Here is a 22625-nt window from a genome sequence, read left to right as displayed (position 1 = left end):
CTATAGAATATATCATAAAAACTTGCTATACTCTTGAAAGTTAACTATATACTTTATCGCTTTATTTTATAATGGAGCGAATCAACCCTTCTACAATAGGAGCTGGTTTATACCCAGCAATGCGATCTTTTTCTTTACCATTTTTAAAGCAAATCAATGTCGGAATACCCTGGATATTGTATTTCAAAGCTACGTCTTTGAGTGCTTCTACATCAATGGTTACCACATCAAGATCATCTTTCATATCTTCCGCTAACTTTTCGATTTCAGGATTCATCAATTCGCAAGGTTTGCACCAGGTAGCCCAAAAATCAGCTACCACAACTTTTGAAGAGTCTTTTAACAGGGTCTCCAAAGCTTCTAAACTTTCAATTTTTGTTACTGCCATTACTAATTCCTCCTTATACCATATCCTCTTTGTATACTTTTAATTGTATGATGACGGCGACAATGTTTAGTCAAAAATCAATCATTTTCTTTAAATGATAATGACTAGACAAAATAAAACCGCCCCAAGGAGCGGTTTTAAGCAAGCAATCAATAAGCCGAGTTCTGTTCTGCTTGCGCAGTGGTGATTATCTTTCTAGGCCTATAGTTGCCTATAGGCTCAAGCGGCACAACCCGAAAGGTAGGCGGGCCACCCTTATCCCTTTCCTATTCGGCCTTGCTCCGGATGGGGTTTACCGAGCCAATACATTACTGCATTGCTGGTGCGCTCTTACCGACACCGTTCCACCCTTACCGCTAAAGCGGCGGTTTACTTTTCTGTGGCACTATTCCCTATGGTTACCCACGCCGGACGTTATCCGGCATCCTGCCCTGCGGAGCTCGGACTTTCCTCGAACTTACGCTCGCAATCACCTTTCATACTTGCTACTTAAAGTCTAGCAGATACAAGATATTAGGTCAATTATCTTTTTCTCAAAATTAATATGAACAGATAGCACATCTAAGGATGTCGATTATGCAAAGAAAAAGTCTTTTTGTGTTTCACTGATATGAACAGGAATCGTTGTTATACTCTGTTCTCGTAATTTCATTTCAATATGGGCAGCCAGTAAAGAGGACGCCCCTACTTCCGTACCAAAATGCCCTACATCAGCCACCAAAATGCCCAATTCCTTAGCTAATTGCATATCATGATATTTCACATCACCTGTCACATAAGCCTGTGCACCAGCCTTAGCCGCAGCTTTTATAAATTCAGCACCAGAGCCAGTACAAAGAGCAACGTTAGTAATCGCCGCCACTTTAGCGCCACCAAAACGTGCACGACCTTGCGGAAAAGCAGCTTTTATTAATTCTACAAAGGCTTCCCAGCTTAAAGTATCAGCTAATACACCAAGGCGCCCAATTGTTGCCACCTGTGCTGGCTCAGCTAATCGATATACTTCATAGGCCACTTCCTCATATGGATGAGCTTCTTTCATTGCGTCAAGGACAGTAGCTAATTGAGCTTTAGGAACAATCGTTTCCAACCGATTTTCGGCTACTTTTGTAATTTCACCAACAGCCCCAATATATGGATGTGTTCCTTCTAAAGGTAAAAATGTGCCAGTTCCTTCACTGTGAAATGTACAGTGACTATAATTACCAATATGTCCAGCCCCTGCATCGCCCATAGCGTTTAATACAGCGTCCGTGTGCGTAGTGGGTACAAAAACAACAATTTTATACAGCCCTTCTTCATGGACTTTTTCAAGGCCTGTTACTTGCCCTAGCCCAATTTGAGCCGCTGCTAAATCATTTAGTCCACCAGAAGCAATATCTAAGTTCGTATGCGCACTATAAACAGCTATCTTATGACTAATTAATTTATAAACTAAACGCCCTAATGCGGTATCATCCGTTACTTGTTTTAGACCTTTAAAAATTAGCGGATGATGACTGACAATTAAATTACAGCCTTTAGCGATAGCTTCCTCCACAACTTCATCCGTTACATCAAGGGCTGTTAAAATTCCTGTCACTTCGGTCTGTTGTTGTCCCACCATAAGACCTACATTATCCCAAGATTCTGCTAAATGCGTAGGTGCCAAAGCCTCTACAATGTGACCGATTTGCTTTACGCTAACTGTGGCGCCCCCTTCTTTTACTGTAGTTAACGATTCTTTTGCTACAACTGTTTGTTTTTTATTATCTGTTTGTTCTTTTGCTATGACAATTTGCTCATTCGTTTCATCAAATATCTCATTCATCATAATACCTCCAATTCTGCAATCTCTTTTTCCAACAGTTTATACTTTTCTGTATTTGCTAATTCTTTCGACATATTATCTAAAGCAATCTGACGTAAATAAATAAGTCGCTCTATATACTTACTCCATAATGGCGGGCGTTCCTGTGCTAATAAAGCGCCCACTGACCAAAGTAAGGAATCTAATGGTAACTTTTCATATACATCTTGCATACTTAAGGTTATGTCACTTACATATTCAGGTAATCGTTCGATTTTAACAGCTAATAGTGCTTGATATAGTTTGCCCATATCTTCTACCAAAATTTCTTTTACAATTTTATACTCTTTTTTCACTAAAAATTGTCGCAATTCAGCTTGCCCATTTTGAGGCTGTAATACATAAAAATCTAATAGTTCAGGGCCTGCTTCAATAATATCCCGCATGAGAAAACCACCCATGCCACAAAGTACGGCTCCTTGCAATTCACCAGACTCAGTAACCTGCAAACCGTCGCCCAAACGACAATCAATTCGATCTTCCAGTCCATTAGATTTTACATATGCTTTAGCGGACTCCAATGGCCCCTTGTGCACATCACCCGCTACCACTCGATCAGCACGACCACGTTGTATTAATTCAACCGCTAAATAACCATGATCTGTACCAATATCGGCAATAGCTATTGCTTTAGGTATTAGTGTAAATACCGCTTCTAAACGGTTCGTTAGCTTTTTTATTGTCACAATGACTCCTTTATATAACACTATGTAACATAACACTACATAGCATGACACTATGTAACATAAAACTACTCTTAAATATATTAGTATATCCTTAAGAACAATAAATACGTTAAAATATTTACTGAACATATTGGACCTTTTTATTCACATATTTATTTTACCATAACTAAAAACCGCTTATACAACTATCACGTTGTATAAGCGGTTTATTTTTACAAAAGTTGGTGGGCCCACCTGGGTTCGAACCAGGGACCGACCGGTTATGAGCCGGTTGCTCTACCCCTGAGCTATAGGCCCATAGGGAAATACCGTAGTACTCCACCAAATTATTATACACAAAATAACTTATTGCCGTCAATGAAATTATAAGAAGTCTTTAATTTTATCTCGTTTACCTCGATTACGAAGTTTAGTCAATGCCTTACCTTCGATCTGACGAATACGTTCACGGGTAACATTAAAATGCTGACCCACCTCTTCTAATGTCCGTGGTTTGCCATCTTTTAAACCAAAGCGCAACACTAAAACTTGCTGTTCTCGTTCCGTCAAGCAAGAGAATACATCTTCAATTTGCTCTTTTAACAAGATATAACTAGCAGCATCATCTGGCGCAATAGCATCTTGGTCTTCAATAAAATCGCCCAAATGAGAGTCTTCTTCTTCACCAATAGGTGTTTCTAAAGACACTGGTTCTTGTGCAATTTTTTGAATTTCACGAACACGCTCTACACTGATGCCCATACCTTCTGCAATTTCTTCTGGCAATGGTTCACGGCCTTTATCTTGTAATAATTGACGTGAAATACGAATCAATTTATTAATTGTTTCTACCATATGAACTGGAATACGAATTGTGCGCGCTTGGTCGGCAATAGCCCGTGTAATAGCCTGACGAATCCACCAAGTTGCATAAGTAGAAAACTTATACCCTTTAGTATAGTCAAATTTATCAACCGCTTTAATAAGACCAAGGTTACCTTCTTGAATTAAATCCAAGAATAACATACCACGCCCTACATAACGTTTAGCAATACTAACTACCAAACGTAAGTTAGCATCAATCAATTTTTGTTTAGCCTTTTCGCCAGCACGCATTTCCTTATAGGACGCATCTTCTTTAGCACCCGCTTCAATTTGCTGTGCTAATAAAATTTCCTCATCCGCCGATAACAAGGGAACACGGCCAATTTCTTTCAAGTACATACGCACAGGGTCATCAATATTAACCCCTTCAGGAATACTAAGGTCTAGACTAACCTCTTTAGCTTCCCGTACTTCATCACTGACTTCGTCTTCCTCAATGATATCCTCATCATCATCGGCTACTTCTACGTCGTCTGTAATAACCTCGATATTACTCTTCTGTAATACTTCATACATATCATCTAGCTGTTCTGCCGTAAGTTCCACTTCTTCGTGAAGAGCATCCGTAATTTCCTTACTGGTCAATGCTCCTGCTTTACGTCCTTTTGCTAGTAATTGTTCTATAATTTCTTCTAACCGCGATTTAGTTTGCTTCTTAGCCACAATGCTCTTCCTTTCCTTCATAGTTTCTCAAGTCCATTCCTTGATTAATGCCTGCAAATCTTGACAAAACTTTAATTCTTCTATAAACCGAGCATCCCCTGCCCGATTTAACTGATCTGCTAACACACTATGCGTTTTATATTGATTTCGTAATGACTTCAAGCGCACTGCGCGTATATAGCCATCCAATTGTGCTTCATTAAATTCCGTTTCACCTATAACCATCAGGCGACCGTAAGCACTTCTTTCTTCATCAGTAAGCATTTCCTCCAACGCTGTTTCTTGTAGCGCCCCTGACTTACTGAGAAGTTCCCCTGCTTTTTTAAATAAAGCTTGATACAAAGGATTGGTTATATCCTCCAACGGTAAGTAGGCCTGTACTCGTTGCCAAGCTAACGGATCCGTTATAGCTATAGCTACTAGTCTATCTTCTTCACCTATAGTCGTCGATGATACTGCAGTATCGGGTGTCGACTCAGGCAAATTAATATCGCCTTTTGTTAAATACTGTCTAAACATACGATAAATCGTACTATTATCAAGCCATAAAGGCAATGCCAGTGCCTTCAGATAGTTCTCTCGTTCTATCTGATTACTGGTAACACTAATTAAAGGAAAGACTTCCTCTAAAATTGCCTCTTTACCTTTCGCCGTATTACTATCATGGCTAATTAAAGCGCTATTTAAGTAAAACTCAAATGGCGAAACAGCTTTTGCTACCAGTTCTAAAAAAGCTTCTGGCCCATGGTTGCGCACATAATCATCTGGATCCTTGCCATCGGGCATAGCCACCACACGCACTTTAAATTCCGTATCTTGTAATAGCTCAATAGCTCGACGCGCTGCTTTCTGCCCGGCAGTATCCATATCATAGGCTAATACAACTTCTTCAGCTTGACGAATCAATAATCGTCCCTGATCTTTTGTATACGCCGTCCCCAATGATGCCACTACATTAGTAACACCACGATTATGAGCACCTATAACATCCATATACCCTTCTACTAAAATGACCTGTTTTTTCTCCCGAATAGTTCGGTACGCTTTGTCAAAAGCAAAGAGCATATGACCCTTATTAAATAATTCATATTCTGGTGAGTTTAAATATTTAGGGGTACTATCATCAAGCACACGACCACCAAAGGCAACCACTCTACCCTTGCCATCGCATATGGGAAACATAACTCGATTGCGGAAATAATCATAAATCCGCCCCGTATCATTCTTACGACATAAACCGCATTCAATTAAAATTCTTTCATCAATGCCTCGCTCATGAAACGAACGAAATAATTTGTCCCAATTATTGGGAGCAAAGCCAAGCTGAAAGCGTTCAATCGTTTCTTTAGATAGGCCTCTACTTTGTAAATACTCAAGGCCCGGCTTTCCCATTTCAGTTTGTGTCAAACAATTGTGAAAAAATTTCGCCGCTAATTGATTGACACGGTACAATTCATCACGATGTTCCTTACGTTTCAATTCACCAACAGTCAATTCTTTCTCCGGTAAAGCAATACCAGCTCTATTAGCGAGTTGCTCCATGGCTTCTGGAAAAGACACCCCATTATACTTCATAAGAAAACTTATTGAATTACCAGACTCATGACAACCAAAGCAATAAAAAAAGCCCTTTTCTGGGTTCACACTAAAAGAAGGCGTTTTTTCGTTATGAAAGGGACAACAGCCCCAATAGTTCTTACCTTTCTTTTTTAGTGTTATATGCTCAGAAATCACTGACACAATATCATTTGCGTCTTTTATTTGTTCAATTAATTCAGCATCAAAGTGTCTACTCATCTCTTCACATCCCATAAATAAATTTCTCTGTATATATATTTCTACAAAGGATATTATTTCTCCTGCTATGTCAAGAAGATTTTTTCAAATATCTCTATTTTTAATCTGCAAAATTTTTATGCTGATTTTGCAACAATAAATACATGTCCGCGAATTTTGATTATCTTTTATGATATTCACACGGAAATCTATTGTACTGCTTTTTACTATTAAATTGCAAGACATAAAAAAAGACTACAATTGTCCACCGCCTTATGACCTTTGCCTAAGCGATTACAATTGTAGTCTTTTATTAAACTCTTAAAACATCTAGCTATATGTAGTTAATAAACTCATATACTATGCTCTTATGCACCAATAGTCACGAAAGATAAACGGCAACTACTATTTAGCATAATCTACAACTCTAGTTTCACGAATGATAACCACTTTAATCTGACCTGGATATTCCAATTCAGACTCAATACGTTTAACCATATCGCGTACTAATAATGTGGCTTCTGCTTCATCCACTTTATCTGGTTTAACCATTACGCGGATTTCGCGACCTGCTTGAATAGCGAAACATTTTTCAACACCATCAAAGGACTCGGCAATTTCCTCTAATTTAGTCAAACGTTTCAAGTAATTTTCAAGAGTTTCACGACGAGCGCCTGGACGAGCAGCTGAAATAGCGTCCGCTGCGGCTACCAAGACAGCTTCAACAGATTTAAATTCTTCATCCCCATGATGAGCACCAATACAATTCTGTACCAATACGCTTTCATGGTATTTTTTAGCTACATCAATACCAATTTGTACATGAGAGCCTTCAATTTCATGGTCAAGCGCCTTCCCTAAGTCATGAAGTAAGCCACCTCGTTTAGCTAAGGTTACATCACAGCCTAATTCTGCAGCCATCATACCTGCTAAATGAGCAACTTCAATAGAGTGTTTCAACACATTTTGACCATAACTTGTACGATATTTCAAACGACCTAAAATACGTACAATTTCAGGATGTAAGCCATGTACATCGGCTTCAAAAGTAGCCTGTTCCCCTGCATCTTTAATAACTTGGTCCACTTCTTTACGAGCTTTACCAACCATTTCTTCGATACGGGCAGGATGAATACGACCATCCACAATTAATTTTTCAAGCGCAATACGCGCTACCTCACGACGAATTGGATCAAATCCAGAAAGGATAACTGCTTCTGGGGTATCATCAATGATAAGATCTATACCTGTTAAGGTTTCTAGGGCTCGAATATTACGGCCTTCACGACCAATAATTCGCCCTTTCATTTCATCATTTGGAAGAGCTACTACGGATACCGTAGACTCTGCAACATGGTCAGCAGCACAGCGCTGAATAGCGGCTGCAATGATTTCGCGGGCATTCTTTTCCGCGTCTTCCTTTGCCTGTTGTTCTAAATCTTTTACAAGGACCGCCGTTTCATGACGAATCTCTTGTTCTACATTAGAAAGTAAAATTCCTTTTGCTTCCTCAAATGTCATACCAGAAATACGTTCTAATTCTGCCATCTGTTGATCGTACAATGCTTCTGTACGTTCTTTTAAAGCTTTTGCTTCTTGTTCTTTACGATGCAACGCATCTTCTTTCTTTTCTAATGATTCTAATTTACCATCAAGATGTTCTTCTTTTTGAAGAATACGTCGTTCTAAACGTTGTAATTCATTGCGTCGATCTCGGTTTTCTTTTTCTGCTTCACCACGAAGTTTATGAATTTCTTCTTTAGCTTCCACTAAAGCTTCCTTTTTCTTTGACTCAGCTACGCGTTCACCATCAGCGATAATGCGCGCTGCTTCTGTTTCCGCTTGGTTCAGCTTACCTTCAGCTATGTTTTTACGCATCATGTAACCAACACCAAGACCGATGAGCACCATTACAACTGCAATAATGCTATACTCTAAAATAAGATTCACCTCCTCATATAAAAGTGAGAAGCCCACCTAGGCTTCTCCCAGATTGCCGTCTATTTCATACACATTTGAAAATTGCCCACTACCGTGAGACTACTATAATTGTAGTCGGTCATGAAAAGACTGTCAAGAAAAACTCTATATAGACTATTCATAGCGAGCTACTTGTGAGCAAATATTTCGTATAGTGCTTACACTAAATCCCCGGTTTTTCAAAAAATTCATAACTTTTTTTTGATTTAACCGCGCTTCTTCAGGCCAAGCCTCTTCATACCAAACAGGGTCGGTAATAGCTGATATACCTAAAAAATGCCGTATTATCAGCTTTAAAGCTGGTTTAAACTCATCATAATAACTTAATTCATTACCTACGACTAAACCACGCTGAAACATTTTATTGCGAATATATTGCACGCTATACTTAGCTTCAGCCATATAAAATTGTAATACATCATGAGCTAATCGTTCGTCATTAATATAATCTAACTCTTCCAACCGCTGTAACACTGTATGAATTAACTCACTAGATACACCTTTACGTTGTAGTTTTTGTGTCAATTCTAAGCGACTCAAAAACCGTGGCGCCAAGAAGCGCATAGCTTGATCCATAGCTGTTATGTCCGTATACTCCGTTTTACTCGGTTTGAATCCCATGTATGCGCTACCTTTCCCACCTTAACTACTAGTTGATTTACTCTTCTGGCTGTTCTTCCCCGACTACATCAAAGGTTTCAGGTTCTGCCATTAATGTATCACGAACGATTTTATCAATTTCTGTAGCAATCTCTGGATGTGTGCGTAAATAATCTTTCGCTGCTTCTTTACCTTGACCCATGCGTTCATCATTATAGGAATACCAAGCACCAGATTTTTTAATAATTTCCATATTCGTCCCAATATCAATCAACGTACCTTCATAAGATACGCCTGTACCATACATCAAATCGAATTCGGCCGTTTTAAATGGAGGCGCTACTTTATTTTTCACAACTTTTACTTTAGTACGACTCCCTACGTTTTCATTATTTTGTTTAATAACTTCCCCTTTACGCACATCAAGGCGAATCGTAGAGTAGAATTTTAAAGCACGACCACCTGTTGTTGTTTCAGGATTACCAAACATAACCCCTACCTTTTCACGCAACTGGTTAATAAATACTACAACAGTACGTGATTTACTAATAATCCCCGTTAATTTACGAAGAGCTTTACTCATCAAACGAGCTTGTAAACCTACATGAGCATCGCCCATTTCCCCTTCAATTTCCGCCTTTGGTACCAAAGCCGCTACGGAGTCAACAACAATAATATCTACGGCACCACTGCGCACTAATGATTCCGTAATCTCCAGTGCTTGTTCCCCATTATCTGGTTGCGATACTAATAAATTATTAATATCAACCCCTAAACGGCGAGCGTATACAGGATCTAATGCATGTTCCGCATCAATAAAAGCAGCAATACCGCCTTCTTTTTGCGCCTCTGCAATAGCATGTAAGGCTACCGTTGTCTTACCAGATGATTCAGGCCCATAAATTTCGATGACACGGCCTCGTGGAAAGCCACCTACACCAACAGCTAAATCAATAGCTAAACAGCCGGTAGAAATCACTTCCACATTCATACGGTCCGTAATATCCCCAAGGCGCATAATCGCCCCTTTACCATAATCTTTTTCTATCTTTTTTAATGCATTATCTAAGGCTTGTTCTCTACCGTCCATGATACATCCTTTCTTGCCTTTACCATTAATGAGCAAAGGACTTTTCATTATTATATGACCTATTCTAAATAAAAATCTATTTAATTGAATTCATACACACCTAGCATATGACTCAAATAAAATCTAATATATGACCTACACTACAAACCAGTCACTGATACCCTTTATGACGCACTTGCTATATTAAGCTTGCTCAGTTATGGTCTGATACAAAAAGTAAAGGGCCCGTTCGGCCGTACTTTCACGAATACTATCCCGATCTCCTATAAATTCATTTTTATAAGCAACCGTTCCCTTAGGACCTGAAATACCAATATATACTAGCCCCACTGGTTTAGTTGGCGTAGCGCCACCAGGACCTGCGATACCTGTAGTAGACACGCCATAAGTAGTACCTAGTAATTTACGAGTGCCCATAGCCATTGATTTAGCCACTTCTTCACTAACTGCACCAAACTCATCTAGTTCAGCTTGCGGTACACCTAATACTTTATGCTTAACATCATTAGAATACGAAATAACGCCCCCCTGTACATAGGCGCTACTACCAGGTAATTCCGTCAATCGTTTACCCACTAAGCCACCAGTGCAAGATTCTGCCGTAGCGACAGTAGCCCCTGTACTTAATAAGGCTTCACTTACTAATTCTAACATAGATTTTTCCAAACGACGCCCTAAGGCATTGCCTAGCCGTTCTTTCAAAATCCCATCCCAAGGAGCCAAGATAGCTTCTGCTGCTTCTATCGTCGTAGCACTAGCAGTAATACGTAATTCAATATAACCATTCTTAATTAAAAACGCAATGGTAGGATTGTGTTGTGCTTTTACTAAATCCATCAAAGCGGCTTCTAAAGCTAATTCACGCATACCATATACAGCATAGCGATGGGATAAAACTACCCCTTGGCCACCAAAATGGTTAGCTAAATACGGACGCACAGATTCATCAAAAACAGCTTTCATTTCAGCTGGTGGCCCAGGCAATAAAATGTAAGTAGTGCCTTCAGATTGTACAGCCACCCCCGGTGCCACGCCACGACTATTAGCTAACGCTACACTATTAATAGGTAACAACATTTCACGCCGACTTGGTTCGGGCATATCCCAACCCTTATTTCTAAAAAAGTCTTTAACAAACGTTTCAGCTGTCTTATTAAGTTCTAACTCTACGCCCATGGCCTTAGCTAACACAGGGCGCGTAATATCCCCTTGGGTGGGCCCTAAGCCACCAGTCGCAATCACTATATCCGCTCGTTTAGCCGCTGCCTTAAAACAAGCTTCCATACGCTCTGGGTTATCGCCAATCGTTGTTTGAAAAGCAACCGTATATCCCAATTTATTGAGCTCTCTAGCTAACCACGCAACATTTGTATTTATCGTATCACCTAATAATAATTCAGAACCTGTGGAAATCAACTCTACAATCATACTTTGCCTCGATTCTTTAGCAATGCACTCACTACTTTGTTTTGACTTACATATTGTCTATGGCTTACGCTTCTTTACGAACCTCTGCCACTACATCATAGGAGAAACCTTGCGCCACTGTAACGGGTACAATATCACCAACAGCTAACCCTTCACAATCTTCAATATACATATTTCCATCTACATCAGGAGCCTGACAAGCTAAACGACCTTTAGCTAATAAATGACCTTGTTCATCTTCACTGATTTCTTCAATAATCGCTTCGTGTGCCGTACCTTCTAAATTACGATTATTTTCTTCCGAAATAGCTGCCTGAATGGCCATCAACGTGTGATAACGTTCTTCTTTTACCTCTTCAGGCACTTGATCAGTCATAGCGCCAGCTGGAGTTCCCTCTTCTTGTGAGTATGTAAATACACCCATATTATCGAAGGACACTTCTTTGACAAAATCACAAAGTTCTTCAAACTGTTCATCCGTTTCACCAGGAAAACCCACAATTAAGGATGTACGAAGTGTTACATGACTTGCTTTACTGCGAACTTTCTGCAATAAATTTACAATATCAGCTTTGCGATCCTTACGATTCATACGGCGCAAAATATCATCATTAATATGTTGCAATGGTAAATCAATATAATTACAAATCTTCGGTTCACGCACAATAATATCTAATAATTCATCGGTGAAATACTTAGGATATAAATAAAGTAAACGGTACCATTGAATACCTTCCACTTTTATCAATGCTTCTAACAATTCTACTAACATAGGTTTACCCTGATTCAAATCAGCACCATAGCTAGTCGTATCTTGCGCAATTAAGTTGATTTCTTTAACACCCATAGCGGCCAATCGTTCCACTTCTTCCACGATTGACTCAATAGTACGGCTACGATAGGAGCCACGCACTTTAGGAATAATACAGAAAGTACAACCATTGTCACAACCTTCCGCAATTTTCACATAAGCACTATATGTCGGTGTCGTCTGCATTCGTGGCATGCGCTCATTGTAAATATTCGTAATAGAATCCATAATACAAATTCGATGACCTTCATTAATGGACTCTATTGCTTCCATAATGCGATTCCAAGAGCCCGTACCAATAAGCGCATCAATTTCAGGAATTTCAGCGAATAATTCTTCTTGGTATTGCTGACTCAAACAGCCAGCAACAATCAAGCCACGGCAAGCACCAAATTGTTTATATTCACTCATTTCAAGAATCGTATTAACCGACTCCTGTTTTGCCTTTTCAATAAAAGTACATGTATTAACAATAATAATTTCGGCCTCAGCTAACGTATCCGTAATCTCATAACCATTATCTTTTAATACACCTAGCATAATCTCAGTATCTACTAAGTTTTTTGCACAACCTAAGCTTACATAGCCTAACTTTTTACTCATTATATATCCTTTCTAAAACGCACTTGACTAATCCATTTATTCAACAGTACTTTTTTACCATCTTCTGTATAACCACCCTGTGTTCCCCAAAGCACTAATTCACGACCTAAGGAATCAATCGGCTTTGGTAATTCAGGGTTAGTATGCACATAATAAAAACCGTTATCTTCTAACAGTTGAGCCACTTGTTTAGACAATAACCACTTCACTAGGCGCGTAGCTTCTTCTTCATTACTTACACTTTGTAACATACCAACACCCGTTAAATAATACGGCGTTCCATCGGCAGGAAAAATAATCTTCACTGGGTATTTATGTTTAGCATATTGTAGCCCATCAGAGTAGTTGCCAATCCCCAAATCAGTTTCACCAAGCGCGGCTAACCGAACTGGTGTGGATAAAAATTTAGCATATTGCACTACATGAGGTTTTAATTCTACAAAATACTGTAACCCTTTTTCCTCCCCATCTATTTCTACAAAGCTGTATAAAATATTAGCCGCACTGCGAGACGCTACAAAATCTGTCATAATAACAGCCCAGTCACCAGGTAATATTAAAGACTGCCAAGCTGTTACATAGCGCCCCATACGATTATAAAAGCCTTCGCTTTGTGCAAATATAACTGGATCATACCAAATTCCTACCCAGAAAGCATCGTTATTCTTAAAACGATCTGAGATTTCATCCACTCCTTCTGTAAGAACTGGCTTTAATTGATTATATTTTACACCAATATCCAAGTTATCTCGTGTAGTTAGTACCAAGTCTCCTTTTTGATCTGATACGGGCAACGTCATCCGTGTAGCCATCTGTTCCTCTGTCAGTGGCAACATATTCAAACGCACATGATATTGCATTTCATATTGCTGCGCCAATAGGGTTGTCAAATTCGTAGGTAAATCAGAATATATTGTCAATTCTGCCCTAACAGGAACGGCAGTCCGTTCTTTTTGCTTATTTTGTTCTATTCGTGCACCTACGCCAAAGACGATAAGTACAAACACAATGAGTAATGCAATCGGCCAAAATCGTTTCATCCGTTTACCTGCCTCCATTATGACACACTAGGGCCGAAGTTTACTAGATGAAAAACTCCGTTTCTTCCCTCTGCTTATACTAATTTTGCCACGGTCATTCATCTTTGTCTTTGACCGTGAACGAGTGCTGTGTTGCTTTGATATATCAGTTTTACCTTTGTCCATGCTCTTTATTGGTCTTGGCGGAATCAGACACTGTGGGCCAAAGCCAATCAAATCCGTGCGACCCGCTTTAATAAGCGCTTCTTGCACTAATTTATAATTATCAGGATTTTTATACTGCATCAGAGCCCGTTGCATAGCTTTATCACGTCCATTTTTAGCTACATAAACAGTTTCTCCGGTCAAAGGATGAATTCCCGTATAGTACATGGCCGTAGATAAACTACCAGGCGTGGGAATAAAGTCCTGTACCTGCTCTGGCGTCATACCTTGATCACGTAAAAATTCAGCTAACTCAATGGCATCTTCTAGCGTACAACCTGGATGAGAGCTCATAAAATAAGGCACTAAGAATTGTTTTTTACCCAGCTGTTTATTCGCTGTTTCAAACCAATTCTTAAATTTAAGAAACGTCGCTTTATCCGCCTTCCCCATAATTTCAGTAACACGATTCGATACATGTTCTGGTGCCACTTTAAGCTGTCCACTTACATGATGTTCACAAAGTTCTTTCACAAACTGCCGATTATTATCTTCCAAGACATAATCATAGCGCAGACCTGAACGAACAAAAACTTTTTTTACACCTTTCAACTGACGTAATTTTCTTAATAAAGCTAAATAATCGTCATGGCTTGTATCTAAACGTTCACAAGCATGAGGGGCTGCACAATTTTTACCAGGACAAGCGCCCATAGTGTTCTGTTTCTGACAGGCCGCATGACGAAAATTCGCGGTTGGCCCGCCCACATCATGAATATAGCCTTTAAAATCAGGCATCGCTATCATACGCTCCGCTTCAGCAATTAACGATTGATGACTACGGTTTTGGATAATACGACCTTGATGACTCGTAATCGCACAGAAAGAACAGCTCCCAAAACAACCGCGATGACTAACTAGACTAAATTGTACTTCACTTAGAGCTGGCACACCGCCTTTAGCATCATAACGTGGATGCCACCGTCGCGAAAATGGCAAATTATACACTTCATCCATTTCTGCCTGTGTCAAAGGTAATGCAGGACTATTTTGCACTACATAGCGGTCACCGTGACGTTGTACTACCGTTTTACCAATAAACGGATCTTGCTCTAAATACTGTTGTCGAAATGCCGTTGCAAACTGCTGTTTATCCGCCTTCACCGTTTCATAAGATGGACATTCTACTACCTTACCTTGAGGTATTTCTTTCGCCATATAACAGACTCCTTTGATAGTAGGCAACCTATCCCTAAGTTGTCCTTTGTCCAAAGCTGCCGCTATTTCTAAAATCTGCTTTTCACCCATACCATAAATAAGAGCATCCGCTTTGCTATCTGTCAAAATAGACCGGCGCACTGTATCAGACCAATAATCATAATGGGCAAAACGGCGCAAACTTGCCTCAATACCACCAATGATTACAGGTACATCACGAAAGGCTTCACGCATACGATTCGCATACACTAATGTAGCTCGATCAGGGCGATGACCACTCTCACCACCTGGTGAATAATCATCATTATGTCGGTATTTTTTAGCCGCTGTAAATTTATTTAACATCGAATCTAAATTGCCAGCCGTCACTAAGGATGCTAATCGGGGCTTACCTAATACTTTAAAAGCCTCCACATCATTCCAGTCAGGCTGTGCAATGAGCCCCACCCGATACCCATGGTGCTCCAATAATCGGCCAATCACACTACCAGCAAAAGACGGATGATCCACATAGGCATCACCTGTAACTAACACAAAATCGAGCTCAGCCCAACCACGTGCCTCCATCTCTGCCCGTTCCGTAATTAAAAAGTCGCTCACTACACATATCTCCTTGATTTATCAACAACTTAGTTTTATACAAAAAATAACCAACCTAAAAAGACTATAATACAAAATATAATAACACCAACAGCTAAGCGCTCTTGGGCTAATGTTTTTTGACGACGCTGTTGCCTAGAAGTATAGCTCAAGCGTTTTGAGCGCGGCACCACTTTATCTACTTCTCGCTCCACTTCTTCATGAGGCGCCAACTTCCGTGGTTTCATACGCCGCAAAGGAACGCCTAAAGGCTCCCCAATCAGACTTTTATAACGATCAATCATGCGATGCCGTTCAAGGCCCAGCAAATCAGCATAATTACCAATAAAGCCCTTTACATATACATCGCCAGGAATAATTTTATAATTATCTTCTTCAATGGCTTCCAAATACGCGGATCGTATGTGAAGCACTTGTTCAATATCTTTAATGGTTAATCCACGACGATTGCGTTCGCGCCGTAATTCTTCCCCAATGGTTGACAAGGTCTACCTCCTTATTTCGTAAAATATTTCTCTTTAGCCGCTGCGAAGGTCATCAATATATCTCTTGGCTTACTACCATTAGCCGGACCAATAATTCGCATTTCTTCCATCGTATCAATTAAACGCGCCGCTCTTGAATAACCAATTCTGAAACGACGTTGCAACATGGATGTAGAGCCTTGACCAGCACTAATAACAAGTTCTGCCGCTCGTTCCAATAATTCATCCTGTTCTTCCGTATCATGATCCGCTTCTTCTACCAGCTCTTGTTCTACTTCTTCTACAATAGATTCATCATACTCTGGACGACCTTGTTGCTTAACAAAGGCCACCAATTCTTCCACTTCTTCGTCAGAAATGAAAGCCCCTTGAATACGAATTGGCTTGCTCGCACCAATTGGATTAAAGAGCATGTCACCTTTGCCTAATAATTTTTCCGCGCCCGCCATATCAAGAATAGTCCGCGAATCAATCTGCGTAGCGACGGCAAAGGAAATACGACTTGGTACATTAGCCTTAATCGTACCCGTAATAACATTTACCGATGGACGCTGTGTTGCCAATACCATATGAATCCCTGCCGCACGGGCTTTAGCGGCTAAACGATTAATCGCTTCTTCCACGTCTGGTGCCGTCATCATTAAGTCTGCCAATTCGTCAATAATAATTAAAATCAATGGCATTGCTTTATCTGGATACCGTTCATTAAAACCACTGATATTGCGAACTCCATTTTCTGACATAGCAAGGTAACGAGCTTCCATTTCACGAACCGCCCAGCGCAAGACAGCTGCCGCTTTTTTCATGTCTGTTACTACTGGCACCTTTAAGTGAGGGATTCCATTATATACCGAAAGTTCTACCATCTTAGGATCCACTAAGATAAGCTGTACTTCACTTGGTTTACGACTAAATAAAATACTCGAAATCAAAGTATTTACACATACAGATTTACCAGAACCCGTAGAGCCGGCTACCAATAAATGAGGCATTTTAGCTAGGTCTGTAATGACAGCTTCGCCTGCAATGTCCTTACCAAGACCAACGGGAATACCACCACGTGCTTTTTGGAATTTTTCAGCTTCTAATACATCACGCAAATGAACGGCTGTTACATTTTTATTAGGCACTTCAATCCCTACCGCCGATTTACCAGGAATTGGGGCTTCAATACGAATATCAATAGCAGCCAGTGCCATTTTCAAATCATCGGATAAATTTAAAATTCTACTTACCTTAGTACCTGGTGCCGGTTCTATTTCATAGCGAGTAACCGTTGGCCCCTGTGTTGCATTTACTACACGCGCAGTCACACCAAAACTTTTTAAAGTTTCTTCTAAAACCGTAACATTATGCGTTACTTCTTGCCCCGTCACAGGGTTTACTGTTCCCTTAGATAACATAGTAAGTGACGGAAAACGATACGGCAGTTCAATGCGTCGCGGTTTGGGTGCACCACCCACAGTAACGGCCACGGCCGCTGTATCTTCGGCCGTCCCATCCATAGTAGGTACTGGATGCATAGCCGTTAAACTAGCCGTGCTCGGCGCTACTGGTTTTGTAATAGACGCTGCTTCTATGTCAGACTCATCAATCGCTACAGCTTCATCCTCATAACGTTCTTGAGCTGCTGTAGACTCAACCGCTTCACTATGTGCCGAATCATCAACCACACTTGGATATGATGAAGGGCCCCGCAAAAATGGTGGTACTTCTAATTCATCGTCCGCATCATCCTCATCAGCCACCATATTAGCTACCTGTTCCTCAGCCGGTCTTTCATCCGATTGATGCGAAGCTTGTGAAACAAGAACTTCTTTAATCTGATTAGAATCAACGGAAGATTCAATGGTAATACCTTGACTCGGTGTTTCTGTCGTTAATACAACTTCGGCTTCAGCGCGCGCCTCCGCGGATACTTGTGCGGCATTAGCAATCACTTCAGCAGCCGCACTTTTAGTAAATCGTTCATCTTTTTCCTGATTATAGGCCCGTCTTTTTTCAGCTTGCTGTTCTTTCCATTCCGTATAACGTTCTTTGGCTTGATGTACTGTTTCTTCTGTAATATTGCGAGCAATCTCTAACCCAACGTCTGTTTTTTCTTTAGCTTTATGCAAACCAGAACGAAGTGAAATCTGATAAATCAATAGCAATAACCCTAAAATAAGTACAACAGCCACTATAATAGCCCCTACATCACCTAATAGGGTGCGTAGTAACACGGCCAATAAGCCACCGATAACACCACCTTGAGTGGCAATTTTAGTTGTCAATAATTCCTGACCTGGATCTGCCAACAATAAGGTAATAACGGTAATGCCAAATAAGTAAACAAGACTCAATAATAGGCCTCGCTTAGTAAAACTAAAACCTTCATCAGCGTATAAGATACGCCACCCTACATACCCCACATAGAGGCAAGGAATAATACCGCCAAAACCAAAGCCGTATTTAAAAATGCCAGCAATTACATCTACTACTGTACCAGAGGTAATATTAAACATCCCTAATAATGCCACAAAGGCAAATAGCATGGTAAAAAGGCCTCTCACTTCTTTTCGAATTTTAGGGACCTGTGTATTTGCTGTTGTTTTTTTTGTCGTTTTTGACGAGGTTGTCGCTTTACGTCTCGTAGCTGTTTTTCGAGGCGTTGCTTTCGCTCGTTCCTTTTGTTCTGCCATAATCTATATGTACACCTCAACCTTGTAATCATCTGTTATAAAAATAAATACCTTAGCATTTTATTATACCACACCTTGACTACTTTTTAGAAGTTTTACCGCCTGTACGTTCGCTCCAATGGGCTAACAATTCTTTTTCACAACCACGGTCAATTCCTTTATAATACACTCTATCTTTTAAGGCTGTTGGTAGGTACTGTTGTTTTACATAACCATTCGGATAATCATGAGCATATTTATAGGTAACACCATGTCCCAATTTACTAGCGCCACTATAATGCGTATCTCGTAAATGGGCCGGTACTTCACCATGTTCATAATGACGCACATCGCTGGTAGCGGCTGCAATAGCCATGTAAGCACTATTACTTTTAGGCGCCAAAGCTACATATAACACAGCTTCTGATAAAATAATCTGCGCTTCCGGAAATCCCACTAAATGGGCGGCTTGCGCAGCTGCATTGGCCACTACTAAGGCCTGTGGATCTGCTAGACCTACATCTTCAGCAGCACAAATTACAATACGGCGAGCTATAAAATTGGGATCTTCCCCAGCTTCAATCATACGGGCTAAATAATAAACAGCCGCTTGCGGATCAGAACCACGCATACTTTTAATAAAAGCAGAAATCGTGTCGTAATGATTGTCCCCTTTCTTATCATAGCTATAAATCCGTCGCCCCACAACGCCCTCTAGCACAGTAAGAGTTAATTCCCCACCTGGTTCAATCATAGCGCTGGCCTGCTCTAATATATTTAGCGCCATGCGAGCATCGCCATTCACAAACATGCCTACTTCACGAAGTACTTCTGGTGTTGCTTTATACTGCTGTTTGCCTAACCCTTTCTCTTCATCAGTCAATGCTCGCTGCAATACCTTCACAATGGCCTCTGGTGTCAATGTTTCAAGCGTTATCAAGCGAAGCCGTGATAACAATGGCCGATTGACTTCAAAGAAAGGGTTCTCTGTAGTGGCACCAATTAATATAATCGTACCATCTTCTACACAAGGTAATAAGACATCTTGTTGACTTTTATTAAAGCGGTGAATTTCATCAAGGAATAAGATCGTCCGTTGTTGTAAATTTTGAATAGTCTTCCGTGCTGTATCTATAATCGTCCTAAGCTCCCCAATGCCTGCATTTGTCGCATTGAGAACGACAAACTGACTATGTGTCATAGCCGCAATAATACCTGCCAAGGTCGTTTTCCCTGTGCCAGAAGGACCATAAAATAATAGTGACGGAATCGTATCCTTTTCAATCATAGCCCGTAAGAAGCTACCCTTACCAACGGCCTTTTCTTGACCATAAAAATGATCTAAGGATGTTGGTCTAAGGCGAACAGCCAAAGGCTCAAAACGTTTGGGCTCATATTCAGCAAATAAACTATCCATAACTAAACGCTCCTTTTTCGTAGCAATCTATATCAACGCTAACTTAGCAATACATAATCCAACTAGCTAAAGTATTTCATCTAAAGAAACTCATATCTATTCTTGCTGCTGTTTCTTATTATTCTTGTTTCTATTATACTCTAAATTTGGGTAAAAAAATAAACCGCCCTAAGGCGGCTAAAAAGAGCCCCACCATGCCGTATATGTACCGTGTTTTGATCCTGCGATAGCAGGTGGGTGCTTTCCTTGTAATCTTACTGTCCTTTGCAGGCATAGCGCCATTACAAGAGTCCAAGCTCCCGATGTAATAGTGTTGGCTCAAAACTGCGATACCACACGCACACAGCAGGGGTGTTTCTTTACTATTATATTAACAAAATCAGTCGTTTATTTCAAGGTCTTGAAACAAACGACTGATATTTATTTAGCATATATCAAAGGATGGTAGACCAAAAAGTACTAACTCATTGTCTAAAAAGAGAGCAACATTAACACCTTTTAACCAGCTATTCCCTACAAACTGATATTATACTAATTTTTCTTTTTCGGTATTTGTTTTAATGTGAAGTTCCCGAAGCTGTTTAGGTGCCACTGTGGAAGGTGCTTGACTCATAAGGTCAGCTGCACTTTGCGTTTTAGGGAACGCAATTACGTCACGAATTGATTGACGTTTCGCCATAAGCATAACTAAACGGTCAAGACCAAAGGCACAGCCACCATGTGGCGGAGCCCCAAATTGGAACGCATCCAACATAAATCCAAATTTGCTACGACTTTCTTCTTCGGAAAGACCAATCGCTTTAAATACTTTTTCCTGTACATCGGATTGATAAATACGAAGACTACCGCCACCGATTTCAACCCCGTTAAGTACCATATCATAAGCAATGGCTTTAACAGATGCTGGATCAGATTCTAATTTATCCATATCTGCTTCACGAGGCGATGTGAATGGATGGTGCATAGCTACATATCGTTTTTCTTCTTCGTCATATTCAAACATTGGGAAGTCTGTAACCCAAGTAAAGGCTAATTGATCTTCGTCAATAAGGTTCATGCGACGACCCATTTCAAGACGAAGTTCACCTAAGGCTTTCGCTACAACGGCTGGTTTATCAGCAATCATAAGCACTAAATCACCAGGTTTAGCCTGCATTTTTTCACCAATAGCACGAATTGTATCTTCCCCTAAGAATTTCATAATCTGAGATTTAATCGTACCATCTTCATTGAAGCAAGCCCAAGCAAGACCTTTAGCACCATATTGATTTACATAGGTTACTAAATCGTCTAATTCACGACGAGGAATCCCTGCATCACCAGGCACTACGATACCTTTAACGACACCACCATTGTCGATAACGGAACGGAATACTTTAAATTCAGTCGTACGAACTAAGTCCGTTACATCGGTAAATTCCATACCAAAGCGTAAATCTGGTTTATCAGAACCATATTTATCCATTGCTTCATCCCAAGTAATCCGAGGCATTGGTACTGGCACATCAATATCCATGGCCACTTTAAATACATGCTGAATCAAGCCTTCTAAGGTAGCTAAAATTTGTTCCTGATCAATAAAGCTCATTTCCAAGTCAAGCTGTGTAAATTCAGGTTGACGGTCAGCACGTAAGTCTTCATCACGGAAGCAACGAGCAATTTGGAAGTATTTTTCATAACCAGCTACCATCAAGATTTGTTTAAAAATCTGAGGAGATTGAGGCAATGCATAAAAAGTACCGGCATTAACACGCGATGGTACTAAATAGTCACGCGCCCCTTCTGGTGTGCTCTTCGTGAGCATTGGAGTTTCAATTTCAAGGAAGTCACGAGAATCTAAGAAATCTCGCATAGCTTTCGTTACGCGATGGCGCAAAATTAGATTGCGTTGCATTTCAGGACGACGAAGGTCCAAATAACGATATTTCAAGCGAATATTTTCATCTACATCAATATTATCTTGAATGTAGAAAGGCGGTGTTTTAGATGCATTTAATACACGAAGTTCTTCGCAGTACATTTCATAACGACCGGTTGCCAAGTTCGGATTAATCGCTTCTGCATCACGTTCCGTAATTTTACCACGCACACAAAGTACATATTCACTACGTACATCTTCTGCTTTGTGGAATGATTCTAAATTATGATCTGGAGACGCTACGATCTGAACCACGCCAGAACGGTCACGCAAATCAATAAAGATTAACCCGCCATGGTCACGACGGCGTTCTACCCAACCACAAAGAACAACCTCCTTACCTACTTGTTCTTCGCTGATAGTACCGCATCCATGGGTACGGTGCAATCCTTGCATTGTTTCCAT

16 protein-coding genes, 1 tRNA gene and 2 other RNA genes are annotated in these 22625 nt (G+C 40.3%); all 19 read right to left on the bottom strand.

Annotated features, from left to right (window positions below):
- Positions 1 to 61: 61 nt before the first annotated feature.
- Positions 62 to 388 (bottom strand): thioredoxin, encoded by a 327-nt coding sequence (gene trxA / locus DYE54_RS09795; protein WP_115311042.1) that lies wholly within the window; start codon positions 386 to 388, stop codon positions 62 to 64.
- Between the two features lie 137 nt (positions 389 to 525).
- Positions 526 to 874: RNase P RNA component class A (gene rnpB / locus DYE54_RS09790), an RNA gene on the bottom strand.
- An 88-nt stretch (positions 875 to 962) separates the two neighbouring features.
- Positions 963 to 2198 carry a Nif3-like dinuclear metal center hexameric protein gene (locus DYE54_RS09785; protein WP_115311041.1) on the bottom strand — a complete coding sequence of 412 codons (1236 nt, stop codon included), beginning with the start codon at positions 2196 to 2198 and terminating at the stop codon, positions 963 to 965.
- On the bottom strand, positions 2198 to 2923 hold the full coding sequence (locus DYE54_RS09780; RefSeq protein WP_422822095.1) for a tRNA (adenine(22)-N(1))-methyltransferase: 726 nt from the start codon (positions 2921 to 2923) through the stop codon (positions 2198 to 2200). Before DYE54_RS09780 ends, DYE54_RS09785 begins: the two co-directional genes overlap by 1 nt.
- 222 nt (positions 2924 to 3145) lie before the next feature.
- A tRNA-Ile gene (locus DYE54_RS09775) sits at positions 3146 to 3220 on the bottom strand.
- Between the two features lie 66 nt (positions 3221 to 3286).
- Positions 3287 to 4450, bottom strand: a complete 1164-nt coding sequence (rpoD, locus tag DYE54_RS09770) for an RNA polymerase sigma factor RpoD (RefSeq protein WP_115311039.1) — start codon at positions 4448 to 4450, stop codon at positions 3287 to 3289.
- Between the two features lie 27 nt (positions 4451 to 4477).
- Positions 4478 to 6247, bottom strand: a complete 1770-nt coding sequence (gene dnaG / locus DYE54_RS09765; RefSeq protein ID WP_115311038.1) for a DNA primase — start codon at positions 6245 to 6247, stop codon at positions 4478 to 4480.
- Positions 6248 to 6631: 384 nt separating this feature from the next.
- Entirely contained in the window at positions 6632 to 8176 is a 1545-nt protein-coding gene (gene rny, locus DYE54_RS09760; RefSeq protein WP_281267715.1) for a ribonuclease Y, read from the bottom strand.
- A gap of 144 nt (positions 8177 to 8320) precedes the next feature.
- A complete protein-coding gene (locus DYE54_RS09755) occupies positions 8321 to 8827 on the bottom strand; it encodes a regulatory protein RecX (RefSeq protein ID WP_115311037.1) in 507 nt (168 codons plus the stop codon).
- 37 nt (positions 8828 to 8864) lie between these two features.
- Positions 8865 to 9896, bottom strand: a complete 1032-nt coding sequence (gene recA / locus DYE54_RS09750; RefSeq protein ID WP_115311036.1) for a recombinase RecA — start codon at positions 9894 to 9896, stop codon at positions 8865 to 8867.
- A gap of 183 nt (positions 9897 to 10079) precedes the next feature.
- Entirely contained in the window at positions 10080 to 11324 is a 1245-nt protein-coding gene (locus tag DYE54_RS09745; protein ID WP_115311035.1) for a competence/damage-inducible protein A, read from the bottom strand.
- 64 nt (positions 11325 to 11388) lie between these two features.
- Positions 11389 to 12738 carry a 30S ribosomal protein S12 methylthiotransferase RimO gene (gene rimO, locus DYE54_RS09740; RefSeq protein WP_115311034.1) on the bottom strand — a complete coding sequence of 450 codons (1350 nt, stop codon included), beginning with the start codon at positions 12736 to 12738 and terminating at the stop codon, positions 11389 to 11391.
- Entirely contained in the window at positions 12738 to 13778 is a 1041-nt protein-coding gene (locus tag DYE54_RS09735) for an extracellular solute-binding protein (RefSeq protein ID WP_115311033.1), read from the bottom strand. Before DYE54_RS09735 ends, rimO begins: the two co-directional genes overlap by 1 nt.
- Positions 13779 to 13805: 27 nt before the next feature.
- On the bottom strand, positions 13806 to 15707 hold the full coding sequence (locus tag DYE54_RS09730) for a YgiQ family radical SAM protein (protein ID WP_479694055.1): 1902 nt from the start codon (positions 15705 to 15707) through the stop codon (positions 13806 to 13808).
- Between the two features lie 68 nt (positions 15708 to 15775).
- Positions 15776 to 16225 carry a helix-turn-helix domain-containing protein gene (locus DYE54_RS09725; protein WP_115311031.1) on the bottom strand — a complete coding sequence of 150 codons (450 nt, stop codon included), beginning with the start codon at positions 16223 to 16225 and terminating at the stop codon, positions 15776 to 15778.
- Between the two features lie 11 nt (positions 16226 to 16236).
- Positions 16237 to 18906: an FtsK/SpoIIIE family DNA translocase gene (locus tag DYE54_RS09720; RefSeq protein WP_115311030.1), complete on the bottom strand. Its 2670-nt coding sequence runs from the start codon at positions 18904 to 18906 to the stop codon at positions 16237 to 16239.
- Positions 18907 to 18985: 79 nt separating this feature from the next.
- Positions 18986 to 20302: a replication-associated recombination protein A gene (locus DYE54_RS09715; RefSeq protein ID WP_115311029.1), complete on the bottom strand. Its 1317-nt coding sequence runs from the start codon at positions 20300 to 20302 to the stop codon at positions 18986 to 18988.
- A 182-nt stretch (positions 20303 to 20484) separates the two neighbouring features.
- Positions 20485 to 20657, bottom strand: a non-coding RNA gene (ssrS, locus tag DYE54_RS09710) — 6S RNA.
- Positions 20658 to 20828: 171 nt separating this feature from the next.
- Positions 20829 to 22625 (bottom strand): aspartate--tRNA ligase, encoded by a 1797-nt coding sequence (gene aspS / locus DYE54_RS09705; protein ID WP_115311028.1) that lies wholly within the window; start codon positions 22623 to 22625, stop codon positions 20829 to 20831.

The sequence above is a fragment of the Veillonella criceti genome (assembly GCF_900460315.1).
Classification (GTDB): domain Bacteria; phylum Bacillota; class Negativicutes; order Veillonellales; family Veillonellaceae; genus Veillonella_A; species Veillonella_A criceti.
This window is presented reverse-complemented; position numbering and strand designations above follow the sequence as displayed.